Here is a 24,472-nt window from a genome sequence, read left to right as displayed (position 1 = left end):
GCTGGCGATAGCCGCCAGAGTGTTGTGGCGCAAGTCGAACTTGGCCGATGAAAGGCGTCATCTGAAGCCTGCGGCTTTTCAACAGCCGCGCCGGACGGCATAACGCAGTGCAGCAAACTCAGTTTCCGGAAGACCGCATGAAGCCCGAAGCCCATCGCCTGACGCTTGAGACCTATCCGCTGACCCATACGGTTCCGAGCCGGTTCCAGGATCTCGATCCGCTTGGCCATATCAACAATGTGGCGATCGGAGCGTTTTACGAAGAGGGCCGGGGCAATCTCAACCGCAAGGCCTTCTCGCTTGACCTGAGGAAGGCGCACGGCATGCGCATGGTCATTGCGGACGTGCATATCGCCTATCTGGATGAAGCCTTCTATCCGTCCGACCTGGTCGTGGGTTCTGGCATTCTGCGCATTGGCGGATCGAGCTACACCATTGCCCAGGGCCTGTTTCAGGATGGGCGGTGCATCGGGACCAGCGAAGCGGTGCTTGTGAACACAGATGGCCAGAAGCCGGCGCCGATCCCCGAGGAAGGGCGCAAGTCGCTCACCGCCCTGATGATCAAGACGGCCTAGGCGCCACATCGTGCGATTTTGCACGACCTTGCCGCGTTCGCGCCTTGCTCGCGCCTTCAGCTCTTGGTCAAACTGATCTCATGAATGCACGTATCACAGTTGTTTGCGCGGCCGCTCTCTCGCTCGGCGTTGCGCTTCCCGCTTTGGCCCAGAGCCCGTCCCTGCTCGACACCTCCCGCGCTTTGCGTGAAGAGATGCGCGCCGCTGCGCAGATCGAGGATTTCGAGACGGCGCGCCGCCTGAACCATGCGGCCCTGTCGATCCAGCCCGGCCATCTGTCGCTGATGAACAATGCCGTGCTGCTGGCCGGCTTCGCAGGTGATACCGACGGGCAGTTCGAGGCGCTCGAGCGCCTTGCGCAGGCGGGTCTGACCTATGACCTCGACCGCTATGTGCGCAACCTGCCAGAGCTGGAAGCCGCCGACCCTGAACGCGTTGAAAGTCTGCGCGCGCTGTTTGTCGCCAATGCCGCGCCAGTGGGGCAAGCACGACTGGTGGGTTCGCCGCCTCTGGGGGATGCGCTGATCGAGGCGCTGGCGGTCGATAACGAGACCGAGCGGCTTTATCTGGGCGGCGTGGCCGAGCGCCGGATCTATCGGGTGGAACCCTTTGCGCCGACCGAGTTTGAGGTCTTCGCAGGTGAGGATGATCCCATCGGCTCGATCTTTGGTCTGGCGGCGGACCGGCGTCATGGACGCCTCTATGCGGTGGAGGGCGTGGTCCCCCAAACCCCTGTGGCCGAGGGCGAAACGCCGGGTACGGCTCTGCTGGCGCTGGACCTTGAAACCGGCGAGCTGATCGAGCGCTACACAATTGAAGGCGCCGAGCGCATGGGCGATCTGACCGTGCGGGACGGAATTGTGTTCGTCTCCGACGCCGATGCAGGCCGGATTTACCGTCTCGATGGCCCGCGGGGCGAGCTGGAACTGTACGCTGAGGATACACGCTTCGCCTCCTTGCAGGGGCTGGCCCAGGCGCGCGGCGCGCTCTGGGTTGTGGACTATGCGCTGGGCCTGTGGCGGATCGATCCCGTGACCCGGAATGCCCATCTTCAGCCCAGCCCGGCGAGCGCCAGCCTGATCGGGCTGGATGGGTTGATCGCGGACCGCCTGGGGCGACTGTTCGTGGTGCGCAATGGCGCTGCGCCAACGGGCGTATTCGAACTGGTCTTTGATGATCAGAACCAGTTGGTGGGCATGGAGCCTGTGCTGATCGGGGATGAGCGGATCGGTGAGCCGACCACGGTGCGCGTGTCCGATGGCCGCCTGTTCGTCAATGCGGATGCGCCCTGGGACCAGTTCCCCGAGGATGGGACAGCGCCGGAGGGGCCTCGTCGCACGCCGCAAATTCTGGCCGTTCCGATCCCGTAGACACTGCGGTCGGTTAACGGGGATTAACCCGTCGGGAAGACTCTTTGAGGCAGTCTGTGGCCATGACCCTGGCTGCGGACCCTTCTGCTGATTCCGAGGCGCCGGTGCGACGCAAGCCCGGCCTGATCGCCCGTGTGCGCACAGCGCTGATCGGCGCTGTGATGTGCGCGCTGGGCGTGTTCCTGATCCTGTCCGCACTGACCCATAATCCTCTGGACCCCAGCCTGAACGCCGCCACCGGCCGCGCTGCGACCAACTGGATGGGCGGGCCTGGCGCCATAGCCTCCGACCTTCTGTTGCAAGTGATGGGCTGGGCGGGCGCAGCGGCGGCGCTGGCGATCCTGGCCTGGGGGCTGATCTTGTTGGCGCGCGGCCCGCGCGGGCGCTCCAAGACCGTGTCCACATTTCGCATTCTGTCCGGCGTCATCGGTATTTGCGGGTTCGCAATGGCGGTCTCCGCCTTGCCCATGCCAGCCAACTGGCCGTTCGCCACCGGGCTGGGCGGCCTGATCGGCGATGCGCTGCTGGGGGGCATTCAGGCGCTGACCGATGAGGTGAGCGCGCCGGGCGGCCGGGTGGTCGCCGGTGCATTGGGTCTGGTCTTTGCGGTGTTCGGCGTCTTCTTCTGCTTTGGCCTGACCGTGCGCGACCTGACCGCGGCGCGGGATGCGGCGGAACTTGTCTGGGCGACGGTGCGCGTCTGGATTGATCAGCTCATCGGCGCGATTCCGCGCGCCTGGGGTCGGGGCGAGATCGAGGTCCAGACCCCGCCCGAGCCTGACGGTCGCGCTGAAACCGCGCCCGCCTTCCTCAAGCGCGAGCGCAAATCCGAAGACCGGCCACGCACGCCGCCGCGCATCAACCGTGATCCTGAACCGGTCGAGAATGATGAAGATGACGAGGCCATGCCCGATACGGGCGCGCCAGCCCGTCCGAGCCCTGTGAAAGTGGCGCGCAAGAAGAGCGTGAAGGAATCAGATCGCGAAGCGCGCGAGATGCAGGGCGCTTTGCCCTTCAGCGACAATGGCTCCGGGTTTGAACTGCCGCGTCTGGATCTCTTGTCGCCCGCGCCCCCGCGCGCGGACACCGTGGACGCCGAGGCGCTGGCCCAGAACGCCGAGCTTCTGACCGGCGTGCTGGCCGATTTCGGCGTGAAGGGCGAAGTGGTCCAGGTCCGCCCCGGCCCGGTCGTGACGCTCTATGAGCTGGAGCCCGCGCCGGGCGTGAAAACCAGCCGGGTGATCAATCTCGCCGACGATATCGCCCGCTCCATGGCGGCGGTGGCGTGCCGGGTGTCGGTCGTGCCGGGGCGCAACGCCATCGGCATCGAACTGCCTAACCAGCATCGTGAAACCGTGTTCCTGCGCGCGCTGCTGGCGTCGCGCCATTTCGAGACGGCCAAGGCCGAACTGCCCATGGCGCTGGGTGAAACCATTGGCGGCGAGCCGTTCACGGCGGATCTCGCCAAGATGCCCCACCTTCTGATCGCGGGTACGACCGGTTCGGGTAAATCGGTGGGCGTGAATGCGATGATCCTCTCGCTTCTGTACCGGCTGCCGCCGGAAGAATGCCGGATGATCATGATCGACCCGAAAATGCTGGAATTGTCGGTCTATGACGGCATTCCGCATCTTCTCAGCCCGGTGGTGATCGATCCGAAAAAGGCGGTCGCAGCGCTCAAATGGACCGTGCGCGAAATGGAGTCGCGCTATCTGAAAATGTCCAAGGTCGGCGTGCGCAACATGAAGGGCTTCAACGAGAAGGCCCGGGAAGCGCGCGAGGCCGGCGATGTGCTGTCGCGCACCGTCCAGACCGGGTTTGACAAGGAGAGTGGCGAGCCCGTCTACGAGACCGAGACGATCGAGCCCGATCCCATGCCCTATATCGTCGTGGTGATCGACGAGATGGCCGACCTGATGATGGTCGCGGGCAAGGAGATCGAGGGCGCCATCCAGCGTCTGGCGCAAATGGCGCGCGCGGCGGGCATCCATCTGATCATGGCGACCCAGCGGCCGTCCGTGGATGTGATCACCGGCACCATCAAGGCGAATTTCCCCACCCGGATCAGCTATCAGGTCACCTCCAAGATCGACTCCCGCACGATTCTGGGCGAGCAGGGCGCTGAACAGCTTCTGGGCATGGGCGACCTTCTGTACATGGCGGGGGGCGGCCGGATCCGGCGCCTGCACGGCCCGTTCGTCTCCGACCGCGAAGTCGAGGATGTGGCCAACTACCTCAAATCCCAGGGCACGCCGGAATATCTCGACGCGGTGACCGAGGATCTCGACGAAGAGGGCGGCGAAGGCGGCCTGGACCTGCCGGGCGGCGGGTCGGGCGATGATCTGTTTGACCAGGCCGTGGCCGTGGTCGCGCGCGATCGCAAAGCCTCCACAAGCTATATCCAGCGCCGTTTGCAGATTGGCTATAACCGCGCCGCGACCCTGATTGAGCGGATGGAGGATGAGGGCATGATCGGCCCCGCCGACCATGCCGGCAAACGCGAGATCTTCCTGCCCGAACATGGGGATTAGATCCGGGTTATCGCGTCGTTAACCCTCTTGCCCGCTTTCGCTGGCGCAGCATGGCGCTTTCCCCCAGTCTGGACTGCTGAGTGGGATAGGAGCCGGGCTCTGATATGTTCAGTCGCCGTCCATATGATCTGAAAAACCTCATGCGCGGCGGCGCTTCGCCCCGGGTTCTCGATCTTTACGGCCTGCACAGGCGCTATCCCGATCTGGCCCAGACCCCGAACCCGCTGTTCCGCCATCGCGGCCTGAACCGCTGTTTCCTGATCAAGCACAATCTGCGCCGCAATGAGCGCTCGCTGGTGCGGTCAGGGCGCAATATCGTCACCAAGCTTGTTCTGCCGATCGACCCGCGTGATCCGGGCGCTGGCGCGTTCTGGACTTTCATCGAGGCGCCCAATCTCGAGGCTTGGCTGGAAGAGGCGCTGGGCCGCGACCGCAATCTCTACGAAGAAGAGTTTTCCGAGGATGTGCGCACGCTGTCGCGGCTTAAATCGGCCCCGGCGTTCGACCCGTTCCTGCTCGAAGCGCTTTTCCCCGAACGCGAGCTTGATCCGCGCTACTTCACCATGGCCAAGGCCGATGAGGCCGAGTTCAAGATGTTCGCCGCCCGCCATATGGCCGATATTTCCGCCAAGGCGCTGGGTGAAACCACCACTCGCAAGCGGCCCGAACGTCTGGCGGCAGTCCTGTTCAACGCCAAAAGCCACGCCCAGCGCGAAGACCTGCGCAACGCCTTGCGCATGGATCCCGAAGACTTCACGGTCGGCGTCTTCGGGTGGAAGGGGCTGCTGTATTATTTCTGGCGCATGAATGTCATCACCGAAGGGCTGGCGGGTTTCCTGCGCGATCTGGCGCGATTGGAAAAAGAAGACAATTCGGCGCCTTTCCGGCCCCTGGCGGCGCCCATCCAGCGCATTCGCCGGTCGGTGCGTCTGCGTTGGGAAGACCTCAAGGCCGGGCGGGAAAACTATTATCGCGTGGTCTCGGCCTTCCTCGATGACGGCGACCCCATCGCCATGCGCATGCTGCTTTTGAAGGCGCCGAACCTCTTTAGCCGGATCGGCGATGATGTGGGCTCATTGACCCACCTCACCACCTATTGGGATTACTGGCGCAAACAGCGGGGAGAGGGGATTATCCGCCACGAAGTGGCGACAACCCTCCTGCCCGATCTCGCCGGCGACATCGCCCGCGATCTCGACGACGACATGCCCCTCTATCACCAGCACCAGCGCGGTGTGGCGTAGGGGCTCTGTCACCTTTGACCTTTTGATCCAACCCCCGGCCTGGTCCGGGGGTTTTCTTTGGCCGGGCCGCCTTTGAGAGAGCTGGCCCACACCTTGCAAATTCGTGAAGACGTTTATGGAGGTGTGCCAATGCGAGATCGGATCCGGGTTCTGGACGCGCTGCGCGGTTTTGCCGTGCTGGGTTTGCTAATTGCCCATTTCCCCTCGACCGGCGGGACGAACTTTGCGTTTTCCGATCCGCGTCTTTTGGGTGAAGGCCCGATGGCGATGGGGTTGTGGGCGACGCAGGCTGTGTTCATTGACGCGGTGATGCGCGGCGTGTTCGCGGCGCTGTTCGGCGCCTCCATGTCCATCCTGCTGTTTGGATCGGGCGATCCTCTGACCCGCCGGGCGGGCTTTGTGATCCGCTGTATCGGCCTGTTCATCCTTGGCCTTTTGCATATGAGCCTTCTGGCCTGGTCATCGGACATTCTGGCGATCTATGCCGTGGCCGGCATGGGCGTTCTGATCCTGTCCTGGCTGCCCCCGCGCTATCTGTTCGCTTGCGCCGCTGTGGGCTGGGCCGTGGTCGTCTTTTATGCCGGCTATCGCGAGATCGGGACCGAAACCCCCAGCTATGCCGAGATGATGGCCGTCCAGGCCGCCCATGCCGAGGGGTATTGGCCGCATGTCCAAGCCTCCGTCGAGACCTGGATCATGATGATGACCAATGCGTCGGTGCTGGGCCGTATCGCCGAAGCGGGCGGCTATATGCTGCTGGGGCTGGGGCTGATGCGCGCGGGTGCGTTGAACCTTTCAGGCCAGACGCTGCAACGCGTGGTGCTGGGCTCGGGGCTGATCGGCGTCTCGCTGGCGCTGGGCACCGCGATCCATGGCGCGCTGTCGGGCTTTGTCTTTGATGTCAGCCTGCATCCGGTGATGCGCTTTTCCAAACCCTTCATCGTGATCTTCATGCTGGCCGGGTTCGTGCTCGCCATGCGCGCGCCGATGTTCGCCCAGGTCAGCAAGGTGATCTTCGAGCCGGTCGGGAAGATGGCGCTGACCGGTTATATGGGCAGCTCGCTGATGATGCTGTGGCTGTTCACCGGTTTTGGCCTGAATCTCTACGGCCAGTTCGACCGTGTCGCCCTGTGGGGGCTGATGATCCCGGCGAGCGCCGTCGTGATCATCTTCAGCAATCTCTGGCTCTCCCGCTTCAAGCAGGGGCCGCTGGAGAAGGCGCTGCGTGTCTTTATCGATAGCGGGACGGCGCTGATCGCGCCGCTGATCAAACCCCGCAACCAGACCCTGCCGGCGGAGTAGATGCCTGGCCGGGCGTTGAGGGGCGCCCCGTCGCATCGTTCTGACCTCGCTGGCGCGTGCGTCCCCGGCTTCTGGGTGCCGGGGACGCATCGATTCCAGGCCTTGCCTGAAGCCTAGTCGTTCTCGCCAAGGCGATGCTTGCGCTGGGCGATCAGCTTGAGACGCAGGGCGTTCAGGCGGATGAAGCCCTCGGCGTCCTTCTGGTCGTACACATCGTCCTCTTCAAAGGTGACGTGTTCGAGCGAGTACAGCGAATTGGGCGAGGACCGGCCCACGACCAGCACATTGCCCTTGTACAGCTTCAGCCGCACTTCCCCGTTCACATGGCGCTGGGAGTGGTCGATCGCGGCCTGGAGCATTTCGCGCTCCGGGCTGAACCAGAAGCCGTTATAGACGAGCTTGGCGTATTTCGGCATCAGCTCGTCCTTGAGGTGCATGGCGCCGCCATCCAGGGTGAGCTGTTCGATGCCGCGATGGGCGGTCATCAGGATCGTGCCCCCCGGCGTCTCGTAGATGCCGCGCGACTTCATGCCGACAAACCGGTTCTCCACCAGGTCCAGACGGCCGATGCCGTGCTTGGCGCCCAGATCATTGAGATCGGTCAGGATGGTGGCCGGGCTCAGCGCCTTGCCATTCAGGCTGACCGCATCGCCGCGTTCAAAGCCGATGGTGACGTATTCAGGCTGGTCGGGCGCATCTTCGGGATGCTGGGTGCGCAGGCAGACCTCGTTGAAGGCCTCTTCGGCCGGGTCTTCGAGCATCTTGCCCTCGGACGAGGTGTGCCACAGGTTCGCATCCACCGAGAAGGGCGCCTCTCCGCGCTTGTCGGATGGCACCTCGATGCCGTTCTCTTCGGCATAGGCGATCAGCTTGGTGCGGGAATTGAGATCCCATTCGCGCCAGGGCGCGATCACTTTCAGGCTGGGATCCAGCGCCGCCACGCCCAGCTCGAAGCGGACCTGGTCATTGCCCTTGCCGGTGGCGCCGTGGGCGACGGCGTCCGCGCCGGTTTCATGGGCGATCTCGACCAGCCGCTTGGAGATCAGCGGACGCGCGATGGAGGTGCCCAGCAGATACTGGCCTTCATACACGGCGTTGGCGCGCACCATGGGATAGACATAGTCGCGCACGAATTCCTCGCGCAGGTCATCGATATAGATGTCCTTGATGCCCGCCTTTTCCGCCTTTCGTCGCGCCGGCTCCAGCTCTTCGCCCTGACCGAGGTCTGCGGTGAAGGTCACCACTTCGGCCTGATAGGCGTCTTGCAGCCATTTGAGAATGACCGAGGTGTCCAGCCCGCCTGAATAGGCGAGCACGATTTTCTTGATGTTCTGGCTCATGGCGCGTCCCGGCATGAAAGGTTTCAAACGGGCGGCAACTTAGACCCTGCTGCAGGGCAGCGAAAGCGTCAGGTGCTTTACCGGTTCAGAAACCTATTTGTGCAGATTGACGGGAGAATAAGGAGTCCGGGTATGACAGACGCACCCGCAAAAGCATGTTGCTCCATCATCGCGGATCAGAACCGGCTCGAAGCGGTCAAGGCGCTCTTCGACCAGGATCTCGATCAGCGTGAGGATCTGGACTCACTGGCGCGGTTGACGGCGTTCGCCTTCAAGGCGCCGATCTGCGTGATTTCGCTGGTCAGTGACAGCACCGTCACGTTTATCGGCAAGTTCGGCCTTGATGCCTGTGAAGTGGCGCTGGATGAATCCCTGTGCACGCAGGTCGTCTGTCGCGAGGGGCCGGTCGAGATCCTGAACCTGTCCACCGATCCCGAGCTGTGCAATCACCCGGTGGCGGTCGGCCCGCCCTATGTGCGCGCCTATTGCGGTCAGCCGCTGTTGTCGCCGGACGGACAGAATATTGGCGCTGTCGCCATTGTGGACACGGCGCCCTTCTTCCGTTTCACCGACGAGGACCGCGAAGCGCTGAAGGCGGCCACCGAGACGGCGCGGCGGCTCCTGTTCGGCGCGGCGGTCCCGCCCGCTCATCTGGAAGCAGCGGAATAGGTGTCCCGGTCGGGATCGTTTTTCCAGACCCAGTAGGACAGCCCCAGGCTGACAACGAGCATGACCGTCACGCTGACGCCCAACACGGTGAAGGCGACCGGCGGCGGCGTAAACACAAAGCCCAGAGCCGAAACCAGTCCGCCCAGCATCATCAGGCGACCACCCCAGCGATGGGTCACGTCCCAGGACTTGTCCGATGACAGGGTCCAGGGCGTGCGGATGCCGATGAGCCAGTTGGGCCGGGTCTTGGACAGGACATTGCCCAGCAGAACAAACAGGGCGGCGCAGGCGAAGCCGATGAAGGGGCCCGGATTGTCGGTGCTGTCGACCTGCCCCATCGCGGACAGGGTGATCAGCGCTTGAGCAGCGGCCAGAACCCAGATCACGCCCGCCCAGACGGTCAGGACCGCCGGTTCGGAGCGACGGATGTTTTCGCCGCGCGGATCAATCATGGGCATCAGGCTGAACAGGGCGCACAGGAAGAGGCCCATTCCGGGCAGGAGCACAAAGCCTTCGAGCTTGCCGCCCATGCGGTCCGGCGCGCCATCCAGGCCGAAATGCACCGGAATTTCAGCGTCAGGGCCCGTGCCGATCCAGCCCCAGAGCGATAGACCCAGCATCAACACCAAGGGCGGAAGCGCGTAAAGCCAGCCTTTGCGGATCATTTCAGGTCTCCTTTTTCAGAGCCGGAGGGATTCAGAAGGTCCATCATCAGGGCCATCAGATCTTCGGCGACGCTGACATTGAGCCGGTAGCGAATCTGGTTACCGGCTTTCTCCGACTGGATCAGGCCCGCCTCGCGCAGGGTGGCGAAATGGCGTGACATGGTTGGTTTGGCCACATCGAACCGGTCCGCCAGCGCGCCCGCCGTCATCGGACCATCGCGCAGAAGACGCAGAACCTCGCGGCGGACAGGATGGGCCAGGGCGGAGAAAGCGTCACTCATGATCTCGTATTTAGCCTAGACGCTAATTAGCGTCAATGCTAAGCATGGCTGAGCTGGAATGGAGACCGCTATGAAAACCGCTGGCCTTGCCGTGCTGCCCCTCGCTTTGATGATGGCGTCCTGTGATGCGCAACAGCCGCCCGGTTCCAGTGTGGAAGCCGAGATGCAAACGGATGACCAGGATGTTGCCGCCGCCCCGGCCGATCCGGGATTCGCCGGAAGCTGGACCGGGGAGCTGGATGCCGGCGTGCAGACGCTCGAGCTGGCGCTTGAGATCGACCTGACCGGCGATGCGCCGTCCATCATCCTGATTTCCGTGGACCAGGGCGGCGCGCGCGTGCCGATGTCGATTGTCCGGTTTGACGGCGCGAACGTGCATTTCTCAACGCCCGGCATGGCGCTTCAGTATGACGGCGTTCTGGAAGACGGGGTGATCACTGGGACATTTGACCAGGGCGGGTTGAGTGCGTCGCTGGTCTTTGAGCGCCCCCAGGACGCCATGGATGAGGCCTCTGCCGAGCCTGCCGCTCGCTATGGTGAAGGCGAGGTCGTGCAGGTGGTGCTGGAGGAGGGACTGCTGGAAGGCGTGATCACCGCCCCGGACGCGCCGCGCGCCGGTCTGGTGATGATCAGCGGGTCAGGACCTCAGGACCGGGACGGCAATATCGCCGGTCATCCGGTCTACGCCGCCATGGCCGATGCGCTGGCCGAGGCGGGCATGGCCAGCCTGCGCTATGATGATCGCGGTGTGGGCGGCTCCCAGGCGCCCGAGCCTCTGGCGCCGGCCGAGCTCGCCGACGACGCGGTCAGGGCGATGGATGTGCTCAAGGCGCAGACCGGCCTGTCCTGCGTGGGCTATCTCGGGCATTCCGAAGGCGCGTTTATCGGATTGATGGCCGCCAACGAGTCTGAGGCCGATTTCATGATTTCGCTGGCCGGCCAGCATCAGGACATGGAAACCCTGCTCTATGACCAGTCAGAAGCGATGATCCGCGCGTCGGGTCAGAGCGATGAGGCTGTCGAGGCCAACCGGGACTTGCAGCGCCTGGTGTTCGAGGCGATTGCGAACGCCGAACCGGGGCAGGCGCCGGCCGCCATTGAAGCCGTGCTGGTCGAGAACGGCATGCCAGAACGCATGGCGCGTCAACAAGGCGCGATGTGGGGGCAGCCCTATGCCGTGGCCATGTTCGCGAGCGACCCCGCCGCGGCCGCCGCTGCCTTCGACGCGCCGGTTTTGGCGTTGTTTGGCGAAAATGATCTTCAGGTCCTGCCCGAGAACGCACAGGCTGCGCTCATGGAGGCGCGGGGCGACCATCCGACCCGCACCGTGATCGTGCCGGGCGTGGACCATATTTTCGAGGACAGCGAGACCGGATTGCCCAACGAGTACGGCTTGGCGGGCCATGCCCTGTCGCCCACCGCCCAGGCCATTCTGGTCGAGGAAACCCGCGCCCTCATCGACCAGGCGTGCACGGAGTGAATCGCGTGCGGTAGTTCTGGACAGAGCGAGACGATGCGGCCACCCTTTGCACTCTGAGAGATCAAAGGATTGGAGATCACATGGCCCGGCGTCTCGCTCTTGTTACTGGCGCATCCTCCGGCATCGGCGCCGCCTATGCGCGGGAATTCGCGCGCCGGGGATGGGATCTGGCGCTCGTCGCCCGGCGCGAGGACCGGCTCAAGGATCTGGCCGAGGAGCTCAAGGCCCAGTTCGGCGTGGACAGCCTGGTGATCGCGGCGGACCTGTCAGAGCCCGATGCGCCCGAGACCATCGTCAAGACGATCCATGACCAGGGCCGCATTATTGACGGGCTCGTGAACAATGCAGGCGTGGGCCGTCCGGGCGCCTTTGTCGATCTGAGCTGGGAGGATCAGGCCCAGTTCATGGAGCTGATGGTCACAAGCTATCTCAAACTCATGCATCTGGTCGCCAAACCCATGGCCGAGCGCGGCTATGGCCGTATCATCAATATCGCCTCGGTCTCCGCGCTCCTGCCGGCGGCTAACGCCCATACGCGCTATTCGGGCACGCTCTATCCCGGCGCGAAAAGCCTTCTGATCAAGGTGTCCGAAGCGCTGGGGCTCGAGCTCAAGGATCGCAATGTCCATGTCACCGCCGTGGCGCCGGGCTATACCTGGTCGGAGTTTCATGACGTGAACGGGGCGCGCACCACGGTGTCCAACCTGCCGTCCTTCTGGATGCTCACCGCCGAGGATGTGGCCGTGTCCGGCTATGATGCGGTGGAGCGCGGCGTGCCGCTGCGCGTGCCGGGGGCGTGGTACAAATTCCTGGTCGCGGTGTCGCGTGTCCTGCCCGATCCGGTGGGACAGGCGATCATGCGCCTGCAGGAAAAACGGATGGTCGCCAAGGCCCGGGCCAGCGCCGCATCCTGAGCCTTGATCGCTTGTGCGCACCGGTCTAGGCCGCTGCGAGCTTTACTCTTCCGGGGATGACCATGACCGACCGCCGCCTGATCACTGCGCTGGACCTGCCCACCATCAACGATGCCGAAGCGCTGGTGGAAACGCTGGGCGAGGCGTGCGCGCACTACAAGATCGGGCTCCAGCTCCTGCCGATTGGCGGCATGGATCTGGCGCGCTCGCTCAAGGCGCGCGGCCATGACGTCTTTCTCGACTTCAAGCTCCACGACATCCCCGCCACGGTGGAGAAGGCGACCCGCTCGATCACCCAGGCGGGCGCGGACCTTCTGACCGTGCATGCCGAGCCGCCGGTGATGCGTGCGGCGGTGGAGGGGCGTGAGGGCTCGGATCTCAAGATCCTCGGCGTCACGGTTCTGACCGCCTATGACGACGCCATGCTGACCCAGATGGGCTATGCCTATGGCGCGCGCGATCTGGTGATGCGGCGTGTGGACCAGGCGCTCGATTGCGGCGTGGACGGCGTTGTCGCTTCGCCCCAGGAAGCCGAAGCCATTCGCGCCCGTGTGCCCGATGATTTCCTGATCGTGACGCCGGGCGTGCGTCCGGCCGGAGCGGCGCTGGGCGATCAGGTGCGGGTGGCGACGCCCGAAGCCGCGCTCAAGGCGGGCGCGTCCCATCTCGTCATCGGACGTCCGATCAGCCAGGCTGATGACCCCTACACCGCCGCAGAAGCCATCGCGGACGAGATGGCGAAAGCCTGATCAGGCTATTCGAGATAGAGGGCCTGCCCTCCTTCAATATCTTATCGTCAGGCCCAAGCTATCCTAGCGTTCGAAAATTTGGACGCCCTTAGATGATGCAACTAAATCAATCGCATGGCAGGCATCTTGTTTGTTAAAGTATCCCTCACCTGAGTTTGCGATCTTACGATTGTTTGCTGCGTATAGGGTCCAGCGCCAGTAACCCTGCACATCTTTGTAGAGAACGTAGTACATCGGGGAGTAACTCCTATGCCCGAAGACAAAATGAAACGGTATCTGTTTGAGTACCGCTACGATGGTGCGGAATGGGGGCTGGAGATCTGGGCACACGATGAAAATGAAGCCATGGATCGATTAAAAGCTCTTCCATGGGCCCGCCTTCAAGGTGAGGTTTCGATGTCCGTCCGCATTCCTCGCGCGCCCCTTAACGACCTTCTCGGTAGAATCAGAACGTGCATGCTAAGGCTAGCACAAGCGATAGGTGTGGCGGAATAAAAAGAGAACGTGTGTCGCAAAAGAAAAACCCCGGAAGCATCGCTTCCGGGGTTTTCTGATTTTCAGAAAAGATCAGAGCCTAGACGGCTTCGTTGATCCATTCCTCGATCTTGGACTTGGCCATGGCGCCGACCTTGCGGCTGACTTCCTCGCCATTCTTGAAGATCAGAAGGGTCGGGATGCCGCGCACGCCATACTTGCTGGGGGCCATCGGGTTCTCATCGATATTGACCTTGGCGATGGTGAGCGCGCCAGCCTTCTCGTTGGCGATCTCTTCGAGCGCCGGGCCGATCTGCTTGCACGGGCCGCACCATTCCGCCCAGAAGTCCACCAACACCGGGCCGTCAGCCTTCAGCACATCCGTTTCAAAAGTATCGTCGGTAACCGCCTGGGTCGCCATGAGCCTTGCTCCTTACCTATAAACAACACGCCACCGCCCGGAATCGACGCGGCTGCGGGTCTTGAGTTGATCGGACACCTAGGAAGCCATTGCGCATCGGTCAAGCGTCCGAAGGGCGCTGGGCGCGATTGAGCACCGCGTCCAGCTGGTCGGGGGGAAGTTCCATCAGGCGCGGCGCATCCGTCCACAACAGGGCGCATCGCACCGGCTTGTCGGGGTGAAGTCCCTGCAATAGCGCGCGATAGGCCGCCATCTGGGCAAGGTAGGCGCGGGGCACATCCTCCACCTTCACGGGCGGCGGCCGGTTGGTCTTGTAATCGACGATCAGGACTTCGTGATCGGTGACCACGAGCCGGTCGATCTGACCATTGATAACCATGCCGCCGGGCAGGCCCGCCGCCTGACCCGCCACCGCCGCCTCGGCGCGCGAGCCTGGTTGGAACAGGGGCGCAAAGCTCGGATCGGCGATCACGCGCAGGGTTTCAGCCGCGATTTCGCGCCTTTGGGCGTCTTTGAGATCGGTCTGATTTTCCAGATAGCGCAGGGCCGAGGCTTCACGCCGGGACTCTTCAATGTCGGGCAGGGTCTGCAGCAGCTTGTGGATCAGCTCGCCGCGGCGGAAGCGCAACTGGCCGCCTTCGGCCAGCGGCGAGAGCGAGGCGGGCTCGAAGCCGCCCTCTTCTTCGCCCAGCAGATGCGAGGGCGCGACAGAGCGCACCGGCGCCGGGTCCGCCGGCGGGGGCATGACCGCCCAGTCCGGCAGCACGACCGGCGCGGCTTCGGGCGCCGCGCTCGCCTTGAGCGGTTTGGGATCGGCGCCATAGCGCCAGCCGTTTTGGGCGCGCCAGCCATTTTCCTCCGACACCGGATCGAGCGCGGTGCGCACCGGGCGCCAGTCCTCACCGGTCCAGCTGTGCTGGCAGCGATCATACCAGCTGCCCGCATCCACCTTGCCCGCCACGCCATGGGTGTGACCGCACACGATCAGGCGGTCGCGGGCGCGGGTCATCGCCACATAGAGAAGCCGCTGATACTCGCCGTCGGCATCCAGCTCCTTGCGCTCGGCGATCGAGGCCAGAAGCGGCGGCGGCATCTTCATGTCCGGCGACCACAGAAGACCCGCCTCTTCATGGGCGAACAACCCCCCTGAGCGATCCTTGGGCAGCTGGGTCGTGTCGGGCAGGAAGACGATGGGCGCTTCCAGGCCTTTCGCGCCGTGCACGGTCATCACCCGCACTTCGCCGCGCCCGGCCTCCATCTCGCGCTTGATCGCCACTTCATCGGCCTGCATTTCGGCGACAAAACGCGACAGCGAAGGCGCGCCTTCCACTTCATGGGCCAGGGCGCGATTGAGAAACTCTTCCGCCGGGTCGCGCGCTTCTTCGCCCAGGCGCGCATAGAGCCGGGCCAGACGGCTTTCCCCGGTGGGGCTGGCTTCGGTCAGGAAGCGCGCAAAGAAGGCGTAGGGCGCATCGGTCTCCACTCTTGCCCGGGCGGTGTCCAGCGCCGCCTTCGCATCGCGGAAGCGCGGGTCGTCCGAGCGGCGCAACTTGTCCCAGAGCCGCGCACCCGTCTGACGGCTGAGGTCAAACAGGGCGTCATCATCAATGGGTGGCGCGGCGGCCTTCACCGGATGGAAGAACGGGCTTTTCAGCACTTCGGCCAGAGACAGGTCGTCTTCGGGCAAGAGCGCGAAGCGCGCCAGCGACAGAAGATCCTCGACCACCAGCTGGTCGGGCAGGGTCATCCGGTCTGCCCCCGCCACAGGCACATTCTTGAGCTTGAGCCGCCGGATGATCTCTTCAAACAGCCCGCCGCGCCGGCGCACCAGCACCAGGATGTCGCCCGCATGGGCGGGGCGCAGGCGCCAGGGCTTGCCTTCCTCCCACACGCCGTCGCCCCGGGTCAGGATGTCGGCGATCTCGCTCGCCACCGCTTCAGCGAGCTGGTTGCGGGCGGAGTCCTTGCGCTCGGCATCTACAGGACGCAGCTCCAGCTCGTCCTCCTGCCCGCCTTCGGGCTTGGGCACGGCCGGCCAGATCTCGACGCATCCCGGCGCATCGCGTCGCGCCGCGATATGGCCGTCATAGCGATGGAAGGCCAGAGGATCGCGACGCTGCAGGGTTTCGGGATCGCTCATCAACAGCTTGGTCTCGAGCCCTTCCACCATGTCCTTGCGCTCGGAGTTGAGGACCGAGGCTTCAGCGGCGAAACAGGCGTCCACCGCCGCCAGCACTTCGGGGCTCGAGCGGAAGGAGACATTGAGCGGCGGGCTTTCAAAGCGCAGGCGCGCCAGTCGCGCCTCGGTCTGAAGGCGTTGGCGTTGCGCCAGGAATTCACGCGGGTCGGCGTTCTGGAACGAGTAGATCGATTGCTTCTCGTCGCCGACGCAGAACACGGTCCGTTTGAGCGCATCGGGATGGCCGGTTTCATGGGCGCCCTCGCCCGCGAAGAACTCCTCGGTCAGCGCATTGATCACCGACCATTGCTCGGGCGCGGTGTCCTGGGCTTCATCGACCAGGACATGATCAAGCCCCTGATCAAGCTTGTAGAGCGCCCAGCCGCGCGCTTCGGAATCGGTCAGCAGGGTGCGGGCCCGCTCGACAAGATCGGAGAAGTCGACGCGGCGCAGCCGGTTCAGCCGTGCCTGATAGTCGTTGAGCAGGGCGTCCGCGATCCGCAACGCTGCGCGGGTCATCCGGTTGCCGGTGGCGGCGGCGAGCCGGGGCAGGATTTCATCGCCCACGCGGTGGATTTCCGCACCTTCATCGCCGAACAGGGTGACCAGAATGCGGTAATTCTCGCCCGTCTTCTTGGAGAAGATGGATTTGGGCTTCTTGAGAGCCCCCGTCTTGGTGGTCAGAAAATCGATGTAATAGTCAAAGGCCTCTGCCGAATCTTCCTCGGCCACGTCGAGGATCTCCAGCAGCATTTCGGCGCTGGCCTGATCGGTTTTCGTCCCGCCGGTCTGAAGCGCGCTCAGGGCCGCCTCCAGCGCGCCCACATCGGTGTCGCCCCAGGCTTGGGCCAGCACCTGATCGACATCCAGATCGGGCGCCACGCCCAACAGCGCGCTCGCCTGATCAAGCAGCGCGTCCAGCGAGCCCGCCTGGGCGCGGGCCGCCAGCAGGTCATGACGCTTGTTCATCACAAAGGCGGAGAGCCTGTTCAGCGCATCCGCGCCCGAGCCGTCGATCAGGGCGGCGATGGACTGGGCGATCTCGCCCTCAGGGTCGCGATGGGCCTGTCCGGAGAGGGCGTCCAGCGCCTCGGCCTGCAGGGCCAGCCCGGACGCATCGTCCTGGACCTCAAAGCCGGGCGGCAGGCCCGCTTCCAGCGGGAAGCGCCTGAGCAGGCTTTCACAAAAAGCGTGCAGGGTCTGGATCTTCAACCCGCCCGGGGTTTCCAGCGCGCGTGCGAACAGACGCCGCGCTTCATCGAGCGGCGGGCGCTGGCCTTCGGTGACAAGCGCGTCGAGCTCTTTCGTCAGCGCGTCATCAGGCAGGGTCGACCAGTCGCCGAGCTTTCTGAACAGGCGCGCCTGCATCTCGCCCGCGGCCGCCTTGGTGAAGGTGACGCACAGAATGCGGTCAGGCTTGGCGCCGGCCAGCAAAAGCCGCGCGACGCGGTCCACCAGGACGCGGGTCTTGCCCGACCCGGCATTGGCCTCGACGAAGACGCTGGCGGACGGGTCGGCGGCGGTCGCCTGCGCTTCGCTGGCGCCAACGACGATGGCGGGATCAAATCCGGGCTGGCTCATGACGCGCCTCCATCCCCTGTGTCATCGCCCGGCGCGCTCGCCCATTCCTTGCGGCGGGCCAGATGATCGTAATCGCCCCATTTGTTGATGAATTTGACGCGCGGCTGGCTGGGATAGGTGCGGCGCGGATCGTCAAACGCGGCGACCCATTTGACCAGGCGCTCCAGCGCCTGTTCGGCCAGGATGCCCGCATCATCGCCGTCGGGATTGCGGACCATGGATTTGGGATCGCCCGGCACACGCCCGCCCGACAGGCGCACATACATCAGATCGCCCGGCTCATGGCTGGGGGCGTCCTCAAAGGCGCCGCGCGCGGCCATCGCCGCTTCGAGCGGCAATTGCGGGGCGAATCCGGCCGCAACTTCCTTGGCCGAAGGCGGCATTCCGGTCTTGTAATCGAGAATGTCGAGCGCGCCCGAGGGGCGCAGATCAATCCGGTCCGCCCGGCCCGTCAGCGTGAACAGGCCGCCGGGCGCTTCAAAGCTGATATCTCCGAGCGCTTCGAGCGCGGCTGGCGTGAAGCCATCCTCGCGCCGCGCTTCCTCGAAGGCGACCATGAACTGGGCCACCCGCTCAAAACGCTTCATCTCGATCCCGAGGGCGTTGTCGCTGAACCCGGCTTCGGACAGGGCGGTCTGGCCGTGCGCGCGCAGTCTTTGCAAGGCGTCGCGTGGCAGGATTTCGGTGTCCCCAAGGCTGCGCACCCAACGCTCCAGGGCCGCGTGATAGGCGGTGCCGCGTTCGGGGGCGCCCGCCGGGCGATCCAGCGGATCAAGCTTGTCGAGCTTGAGGATCTTGCGCGCGAAGATCGAATAGGGATCGCGAATCCAGGTCTCGATCTGGGTGACGCTGAGCTGGCGCGGTCGCGCCTCCACCGGCGGGGCCGGTTCGGGCGGACGGATCAGGGTCTGCTCGGCGGTGGCGTCCAGCGCATCGGCGAAGGCCAGATAGTCCTGGGTGGGCGCGAGGGCTGTTTCCGCACGATCCCCAAGCGCGCCGCGCGCCAGGGTCTGCAACCGCCACAGCCAGCGCGACGCCACGGTGGGCGCGCCATCGACCTTGGCCGACCGGGTCAGCGTGACGTTGCGGGCGCAGGCGAGCTGGGCGAAGTCATGGGCGGCGAGGCCGAAGCGCTCTTCAGGCGCGGACAGGCCCGCCGCCATGCGCATGCCGCGGCTGAGAAACGGGTCGGATTTGGGTGCGGCGGGCCAGACGCCTTCATTGAGCCCGGCCAGGATCACCCGGTCGGCCTCGGCGAGCCGGGCTTCGAGCGGGCCCAGGATCTGAAGCCGGGGATGGGCGCCATAGCGCGGGCGCACCAGCCGCGAACGGGCGGTTTCGAGCACTGCACGTGTGAAATCATGCAGGCTGACCGGCGGCAGGGCGTCGGCCTCCTCAATGAAGTCGCGCATCAGCTGGGCGGCGTTCTCACCAGCATCGGTCGCCCAGAGCCGATCGGCGCCTGCCATTTCATCATTGCGCGCCAGCGCTTCGGCGCTTTCCACCAGCGCGCGGGTCCAGACCGCCATGGGCTGGTCACCCTCAAGCGCGCTCAAGGGCGAGAGCGCCTGGGCCATGGCTTCGATGATCCCGCCCCAGCGCCGGCGCCGATCCTCGTCATCGCCCGCCGCGTCGCGCACATGCTCGTACAGCGAGTCCCAGTCATGACCGGGGCGTCGGCCCCGCAGGGCGCGGCGCTCCATCGTGCCCAGCACCCCGCGCAAGGGGGCGCGTTCTTCTCCCAGGGAAAACAGCGGCGAGGTCGCCAGCGCTGAAAAGGCCAGGGCGGACCCCGGGTCGAGCGCGGCTTGCAACACCCGAATCAGGAAGGCGCCCGAGGGCGTGTCGGACAAGGGCTGACCGGCGGAATCGTCCACCGTCACGCCAAAGCGCGCCATTTCGGTGATGACCCGGCGCGACAGGTTCCGGTCGGGGGTGACGAGGATGCCCCTGGCGCCTGGCGTCTCCAGGGTTTCGCGCAGCATCAGGGCGATGGCGCGAGCTTCCTCGGCGGGGGCGGGTGCATCAATGACGCTAAGGCCTTCAAGGGCCGTCTCGAACACGTCCTGCCCCCAGGCTTCACGCAGATCGTCCACCCGGCGCAGCCAGTCCGCGGTCGCCTCGGCCGGGCGCAAGGCCTCGGCGATCACGCGGGCGCGGGGGGCATCCTGACGGCCTTCCGCAGCGCCCGGCCAGAACCGGACGTCGTGACGCGCCATGCCGATCGTGTCGATCAGCGTCTTCATCGCGCGCTGGGGGTGGCCGTCATCAATCGCGGCCCAACCTTCTTCATCCATGTCGCGCGCAAAGCCGGGCAGGACAATGCAGCCCTTGGGCAGGCTGGCGACCGTGTCCAGAAGCTCCGCCGCCGCGGGAATGGAACCGGTCGAGCCCGCCGCGATCACCGGATCAGCAGGCGGATTGTCGCGCCAGCGCTTGGCCAGCGCTTTCAGGAGCAGGGAGCGCCGGCGGGCGGGATCAACCCGCTGCATCTCTTTCAGGCGCTCGGGCCAGGCGACCAGCACGATGTCGAGAAACATCGCTGCTTCCTGCATGTGGGCGGGCAGGTTGGCGCGCACCTCTTCGGTCAGCGCGCCCAGATCGTCCACATCCTCGGTGGCGAGATCGTCGAGCAGTCGCGCCAGATCATCCGCCAGCGCCAAAGCGCCGCCCGCGCCCATTGATCGGCCCACCGCCTCTTCCTTCTGCAGGATCAGGCTCGCCAGCTCGAAACGGCGACGCGCGGGGGAGACGGCTTCAGGGGCGATCTCCGCCAGTTCACCGGGTTCAAATGGCGGCTCGTCCGCGTCCACATCGCCGATCGGACGGATCATCGGCAGGAGCGCGGCGCCCGGCGACAGGCGGGTGAAGGCTTCGGCCAGTTCGCGTCCGGCGCGGCGGGTGGGAATCAGGACCGTGACCCGGCTCAGCGCTTCGGGATCAGGAAACGCCTCGGTGAGCCCGCGCGCCAGCTCAGTCAGGAACGGGGCGGCCGGCGGCAGGGTGAAGACCCGCGGCGAAGGAAACGAAAACAGACGATCAGCGCTCATGATGAGGAGCGTAGCCGATTCTCAGCCGCTTCACGCGCTTGAGGATCGCCCACATGCATCCAGAACGCGTCCATCACGCAGCCGTAGATGCGGCCGGCCTCAAGCGCGGTGTTCCAGATCAGATTGGTGGAAAACGGCTCGACCGGCAGGCCCTTGAGCACGCGTGGGTGCAGGATCTGAACGCCGGTATAGGCATAGGGCGCGCTCGCCCGCTCGCCGCGACGTTCCAGCTGGCCGTCCTGCTTGAGAAAGAAGTCGCCCGGCCCGTCAAAACCCAGCGTGTTCGCCGTGGGGGTGATCAGCAAAAGCGCGTCCATGCGTTCAGGATCAAAGGCGCGCGCCAGCTTGCGCAGTTCGCTTTCCGCGCCGTCTTCACGCCAGACGGAATCGATATTGGCCACGAAAATTGGATCCTTGCCCAGCAGGGGCGCCGCCTTGGCGAGTCCGCCGCCGGTTTCGAGAAGTTCGTCACGCTCGTCGGAAATCAGGATCGCTGGCGCGGTGCGTTGCTCGAGATGGGTTTCCAATCGGTCCGCGAAATGGTGGACATTGACCACGGCCTCTTCAACGCCCGCCTCGGCCAGCCGATTCAGCATCCAGTCGATCAGAGTCTTGCCGCCCAGCTCCACCAGCGCCTTGCAGCGATCATCGGTGAGCGGGCGCATACGGGTCCCAAGCCCGGCCGCCATCACCATGGCGCGTTGGGGCGCGTGCATCATGATCAGGCCTCTTCGAACAGGGCGGGGGTGAGCGCCATGACGGCGTTTCTGACCGGCGCTAGCGCGGGATGGGCGAGATCGCGAATGAAATGGCGCTCCACCCGCGGCAACAGATCGAGATATTTCGGCTTGCCGTCGCGTTTGGCGAGGCGCACGAAAATGCCGAGGATCTTGGCGTTGCGCTGGGCGGCCAGCACCGCCGCCGCCGCGTCAAAGGCGTCGCGGTCCGCCAGGCCCGCCGCTTTGAAGAAGCGGTCGGTCAGGGGCTGGGCGAGATCGCTCGCCACATCCCGGCGGGCATCCTCGATCAGCGACACCAGATCATAGGCCGGATGGCCAAAGAGCGCGTCCTGGAAATCAAGCAGGCCCACCTTGGCTTCGTGTTCGCGCTGGGGCAGCCAGATCAGGTTCTCGGCATGAAAGTCCCGCAGCACCAGGCCGGGCGCGTGCGCCTTCAAGAGCGGCAGGACCTGGGACCAGGCCGTGCGCCAGTCGCTTTTGTCCGTGTCGCTGGGCGCCTTGCCCAGATGCGGCGTGTACCAGTCAGTGAACAGTTCGGTTTCAGCGTGTAGCGCCAGCGCGTCATAGTCCTGAACCGTCCAGCGCTTGCCGAAGGCGGTGGGCTGACGCTCGAAGGACGAGCGGTAGATCGCGCCCAGTGTTTCCACGGCGGTGGCGTAAAGCGCGCCTTCATGGGCGACAGACGGAATGAGCCGCGCGAACAGGGCGTCGGTCAGGTCCTCGATGATGAGAAAGCCCTGATCAAGATCGGCTTCGAGCACCCGTGGCGCGGAAAAGCCGCGCGCCGTCAGCGCGCCCGCCAGCGCCGCAAAGGCGGTGGTGTTATTGCCCGCCAGCCGCGCCACGGCGTTGTAGCCGAGCGACTGGCGCTGTTCTTCACTGGCGTCGACCGGGCAAGCGGGGGCCTCGCTGGCGCCGGGCGCGTCCATCAGGATGGCGGTCTCCTGACCCCGGCTGAGCCGGAAATAGGAGCGCGTGGAGGCGTCGCCGGGAAAGGGCTCGACCTTGGCGTCGTCCCAGCCGGCGGCGGTGATGAAATCGGTGCGCGCCTGGGCGCGCGGATCAGTCTGCAAGTCCGCCAAGGCGCGTCTCCCAGCTTCCATGGGCGTGAAGGCGTGCGGTACGGCCGCCCGCCTCGCTGTCTTCAAGGATGATGTCGAGCCGGTCTGAAGGACGCCAGTCGCCCATGCGGTCGGGCCATTCGATCAGGGCCGCGCCATGATCGAGCGCCTCATCGATACCCAGCTCGTCGAGCTCATCAGGGTGTTCGAGCCGGTACAGATCGGCATGCAGCAGAACAAGGCCGTCGGCGGTCTCGTAATGCTGCACCAGGGTGTAGGTGGGGCTGGGCGCATCGGCGATGCCGGTCAGCGCCTCGATCACGCCACGCGCCAGCGTGGTCTTGCCCGCGCCCAGCCCGCCTTCGAGCAGGACCGCATCTCCACGCTTCAGCATCCGGGCCAGACGCGCGCCGAGGCGGGCGTTGGCGGCCGGGTCTGGCAAGGAGAGGGTCAGCACGGTCATGGGAACGCTGATAGGACGGCTTGCGCAGGGCGGCAAGACTTCACAGCGCCCACGATTGCGCAGCCAGGCGCTTGACTTGCACCCGAGGGCGCGGCGCCATGCGGGGATAAGAACGAGACAACAGGGAGCGCGGATCGCAGTGTCCGGAACGGTCATTATCGGGGGCGGCCAGGCCGCCTTGTCCGCAGCCGCCGAGCTGCGCAAGCGCAAATATGATCAGCCCATCACCATATTGGCGGGCGAGGCAGCGGCGCCGTATCAGCGACCGCCCCTGTCCAAGACCTATCTGGCGGGCGAACTGCCGGTGGACCGGCTCTGGCTCAAGCCCGCCGAATGGTACGATAAGGCGGATGTGGATCTGCGTACCGGCGTCAGGGTGACCGCCATCGATCGCAGCGCGGCCAATGTCATTACCGAGACCGGCGAGCGCATCGCCTATGACCGGTTGATCCTCGCCACGGGCGGGGAGGCGCGTCGCCTGCCCGTGCCGGGGGCGGAGCTCACCGGCGTGCATGTGCTGCGCACCCTGTCGGAGACCGAAGACCTGTCAGCGTCTTTTCAGACTGCGAAATCCATCGCCATTATCGGCGCGGGCTATATCGGGCTGGAAGTGGCCGCTTCCGCGCGCAAACGCGGCATGGCCGTGACCGTGCTGGAAGCCGCTGAACGGCCGATGTGCCGCACGGCGAGCCCCTTGTTGGGCGGCTGGTTCGGCGCCATCCATCGCGGCTATGGCGTCGATCTGCGCGTCAATGCGCCCGTAAAGGCTATTCTCGGAGAGGGTGATGCGGTCACGGGCGTCGAGCTGGCTGACGGCGAACGCGTCGAGGCGGATACGGTGCTGGTCGCCGCCGGTCTGACCGTGAACGATCATCTGGCGCGTGCGGCGGGTCTGGCGTGCGAGGACGGCGTGCTGGTGGATGAGACCGCCCGCACCGAGGACGAACGCATCTACGCCATCGGCGATGTCGCGCGCTTTCACTCCAAGCGCTATGACCGCTCGATCCGGCTGGAATCGGTCCAGAACGCCATTGATCAGGGCAAGGCGGCGGCCCAGGCCATTTGCGGAATGGACGTCGATTACGATCCCGTGCCCTGGTTCTGGTCGGACCAGTACGAGATGAAGCTGCAGATCACCGGCCTGATCGAAGGCGCGGACACAATGGTGCGCCGGGGCGATCCCGAAGAGGGCAAGTTCGCGCTTTTCCATCTCAAAGGCGGGCGCATCGTGGCTTGCGAGGCGGTCAACTCCGGCCCTGAATACATGGCCGCCCAGCGCATGATCGCCCAGGGCGCGACGCCGGATCCGGACCGTTTGCGGGATCCGGGAGTGGCGATGCGCGACTTCCTGTCCTAAATAGCGCCCGAAGGCGGGCCCCGGCC

20 protein-coding genes are annotated in these 24,472 nt (G+C 65.1%); 10 read left to right on the top strand and 10 right to left on the bottom strand.

Annotated elements, in window-relative coordinates; genetic code table 11:
• Nucleotides 1–137: 137 nt before the first annotated feature.
• From RBA95_RS07145 to RBA95_RS07125, 5 genes are all read left to right on the top strand, one after another.
• Nucleotides 138–575 carry a thioesterase family protein gene (locus RBA95_RS07145; protein WP_306016169.1) on the top strand — a complete coding sequence of 146 codons (438 nt, stop codon included), beginning with the start codon at nucleotides 138–140 and terminating at the stop codon, nucleotides 573–575.
• An 80-nt stretch (nucleotides 576–655) separates the two neighbouring features.
• On the top strand, nucleotides 656–1,945 hold the full coding sequence (locus tag RBA95_RS07140) for a hypothetical protein (RefSeq protein WP_306016168.1): 1,290 nt from the start codon (nucleotides 656–658) through the stop codon (nucleotides 1,943–1,945).
• 62 nt (nucleotides 1,946–2,007) lie between these two features.
• The gene (locus RBA95_RS07135; RefSeq protein ID WP_306016167.1) at nucleotides 2,008–4,476 is read left to right on the top strand and encodes a DNA translocase FtsK 4TM domain-containing protein; all 2,469 of its coding nucleotides are present in this window, start codon (nucleotides 2,008–2,010) and stop codon (nucleotides 4,474–4,476) included.
• Nucleotides 4,477–4,580: 104 nt separating this feature from the next.
• Nucleotides 4,581–5,720, top strand: a complete 1,140-nt coding sequence (locus tag RBA95_RS07130; protein ID WP_306016166.1) for a hypothetical protein — start codon at nucleotides 4,581–4,583, stop codon at nucleotides 5,718–5,720.
• A 129-nt stretch (nucleotides 5,721–5,849) separates the two neighbouring features.
• Nucleotides 5,850–7,022 (top strand): DUF418 domain-containing protein, encoded by a 1,173-nt coding sequence (locus RBA95_RS07125; protein WP_306016165.1) that lies wholly within the window; start codon nucleotides 5,850–5,852, stop codon nucleotides 7,020–7,022.
• Nucleotides 7,023–7,135: 113 nt separating this feature from the next.
• Here the strand turns inward: RBA95_RS07125 and RBA95_RS07120 are convergent, their stop codons facing one another.
• Nucleotides 7,136–8,362, bottom strand: a complete 1,227-nt coding sequence (locus RBA95_RS07120) for an argininosuccinate synthase (protein WP_306016164.1) — start codon at nucleotides 8,360–8,362, stop codon at nucleotides 7,136–7,138.
• Nucleotides 8,363–8,494: 132 nt separating this feature from the next.
• On the opposite strand from RBA95_RS07120, the gene RBA95_RS07115 reads away from it, so the two are divergent.
• Nucleotides 8,495–9,031: a GAF domain-containing protein gene (locus RBA95_RS07115; RefSeq protein WP_306016163.1), complete on the top strand. Its 537-nt coding sequence runs from the start codon at nucleotides 8,495–8,497 to the stop codon at nucleotides 9,029–9,031.
• Here RBA95_RS07115 and RBA95_RS07110 read toward each other — a convergent pair.
• Together RBA95_RS07110 and RBA95_RS07105 are read right to left on the bottom strand one after the other, a co-directional pair.
• Nucleotides 9,010–9,696, bottom strand: coding sequence for an SdpI family protein (locus tag RBA95_RS07110; protein ID WP_306016162.1), 687 nt, complete (start codon nucleotides 9,694–9,696; stop codon nucleotides 9,010–9,012). The two genes, RBA95_RS07115 and RBA95_RS07110, sit on opposite strands and share 22 nt — an antisense overlap.
• Nucleotides 9,693–9,977 carry an autorepressor SdpR family transcription factor gene (locus RBA95_RS07105; protein ID WP_306016161.1) on the bottom strand — a complete coding sequence of 95 codons (285 nt, stop codon included), beginning with the start codon at nucleotides 9,975–9,977 and terminating at the stop codon, nucleotides 9,693–9,695. Before RBA95_RS07105 ends, RBA95_RS07110 begins: the two co-directional genes overlap by 4 nt.
• Nucleotides 9,978–10,047: 70 nt before the next feature.
• Here RBA95_RS07105 and RBA95_RS07100 point away from each other — a divergent pair, with 70 nt between their 5' ends.
• From RBA95_RS07100 to pyrF, 3 genes are all read left to right on the top strand, one after another.
• Entirely contained in the window at nucleotides 10,048–11,457 is a 1,410-nt protein-coding gene (locus RBA95_RS07100; RefSeq protein WP_306016160.1) for an alpha/beta fold hydrolase, read from the top strand.
• Between the two features lie 80 nt (nucleotides 11,458–11,537).
• A complete protein-coding gene (locus RBA95_RS07095; protein WP_306016159.1) occupies nucleotides 11,538–12,371 on the top strand; it encodes an SDR family oxidoreductase in 834 nt (277 codons plus the stop codon).
• A gap of 62 nt (nucleotides 12,372–12,433) precedes the next feature.
• On the top strand, nucleotides 12,434–13,120 hold the full coding sequence (gene pyrF / locus RBA95_RS07090) for an orotidine-5'-phosphate decarboxylase (protein WP_306016158.1): 687 nt from the start codon (nucleotides 12,434–12,436) through the stop codon (nucleotides 13,118–13,120).
• Between the two features lie 63 nt (nucleotides 13,121–13,183).
• On the opposite strand, the gene RBA95_RS07085 is transcribed toward pyrF, so the two are convergent.
• The 7 genes from RBA95_RS07085 to tsaE form a co-directional block, all read right to left on the bottom strand.
• Nucleotides 13,184–13,354: a DUF1508 domain-containing protein gene (locus tag RBA95_RS07085; RefSeq protein WP_306016156.1), complete on the bottom strand. Its 171-nt coding sequence runs from the start codon at nucleotides 13,352–13,354 to the stop codon at nucleotides 13,184–13,186.
• 340 nt (nucleotides 13,355–13,694) lie between these two features.
• Nucleotides 13,695–14,015: a thioredoxin TrxA gene (gene trxA, locus RBA95_RS07080; RefSeq protein WP_306016155.1), complete on the bottom strand. Its 321-nt coding sequence runs from the start codon at nucleotides 14,013–14,015 to the stop codon at nucleotides 13,695–13,697.
• A gap of 100 nt (nucleotides 14,016–14,115) precedes the next feature.
• Nucleotides 14,116–17,775 carry a double-strand break repair helicase AddA gene (gene addA / locus RBA95_RS07075; RefSeq protein ID WP_306016154.1) on the bottom strand — a complete coding sequence of 1,220 codons (3,660 nt, stop codon included), beginning with the start codon at nucleotides 17,773–17,775 and terminating at the stop codon, nucleotides 14,116–14,118.
• Nucleotides 17,772–20,825, bottom strand: a complete 3,054-nt coding sequence (gene addB, locus RBA95_RS07070) for a double-strand break repair protein AddB (RefSeq protein WP_306016153.1) — start codon at nucleotides 20,823–20,825, stop codon at nucleotides 17,772–17,774. The genes addA and addB overlap by 4 nt, the downstream gene beginning before the upstream one ends.
• Nucleotides 20,822–21,544 carry a nucleotidyltransferase family protein gene (locus RBA95_RS07065; protein WP_306016151.1) on the bottom strand — a complete coding sequence of 241 codons (723 nt, stop codon included), beginning with the start codon at nucleotides 21,542–21,544 and terminating at the stop codon, nucleotides 20,822–20,824. The genes addB and RBA95_RS07065 overlap by 4 nt, the downstream gene beginning before the upstream one ends.
• Nucleotides 21,545–21,546: 2 nt before the next feature.
• Nucleotides 21,547–22,647 carry an aminoglycoside phosphotransferase family protein gene (locus RBA95_RS07060; RefSeq protein ID WP_306016150.1) on the bottom strand — a complete coding sequence of 367 codons (1,101 nt, stop codon included), beginning with the start codon at nucleotides 22,645–22,647 and terminating at the stop codon, nucleotides 21,547–21,549.
• Nucleotides 22,628–23,089: a tRNA (adenosine(37)-N6)-threonylcarbamoyltransferase complex ATPase subunit type 1 TsaE gene (gene tsaE, locus RBA95_RS07055; RefSeq protein WP_306016148.1), complete on the bottom strand. Its 462-nt coding sequence runs from the start codon at nucleotides 23,087–23,089 to the stop codon at nucleotides 22,628–22,630. Before tsaE ends, RBA95_RS07060 begins: the two co-directional genes overlap by 20 nt.
• Before the next feature lie 139 nt (nucleotides 23,090–23,228).
• Between tsaE and RBA95_RS07050 the strand changes: the two genes are divergently transcribed.
• A complete protein-coding gene (locus RBA95_RS07050; RefSeq protein WP_306016147.1) occupies nucleotides 23,229–24,446 on the top strand; it encodes an NAD(P)/FAD-dependent oxidoreductase in 1,218 nt (405 codons plus the stop codon).
• The last annotated feature ends 26 nt before the right edge of the window (nucleotides 24,447–24,472 follow it).

The organism is Oceanicaulis sp. MMSF_3324, from assembly GCF_030733545.1.
GTDB lineage: Bacteria > Pseudomonadota > Alphaproteobacteria > Caulobacterales > Maricaulaceae > Oceanicaulis.
Note: the sequence above shows the minus strand (reverse complement) of the source record. Positions and strands in the feature narration are given on the sequence as shown.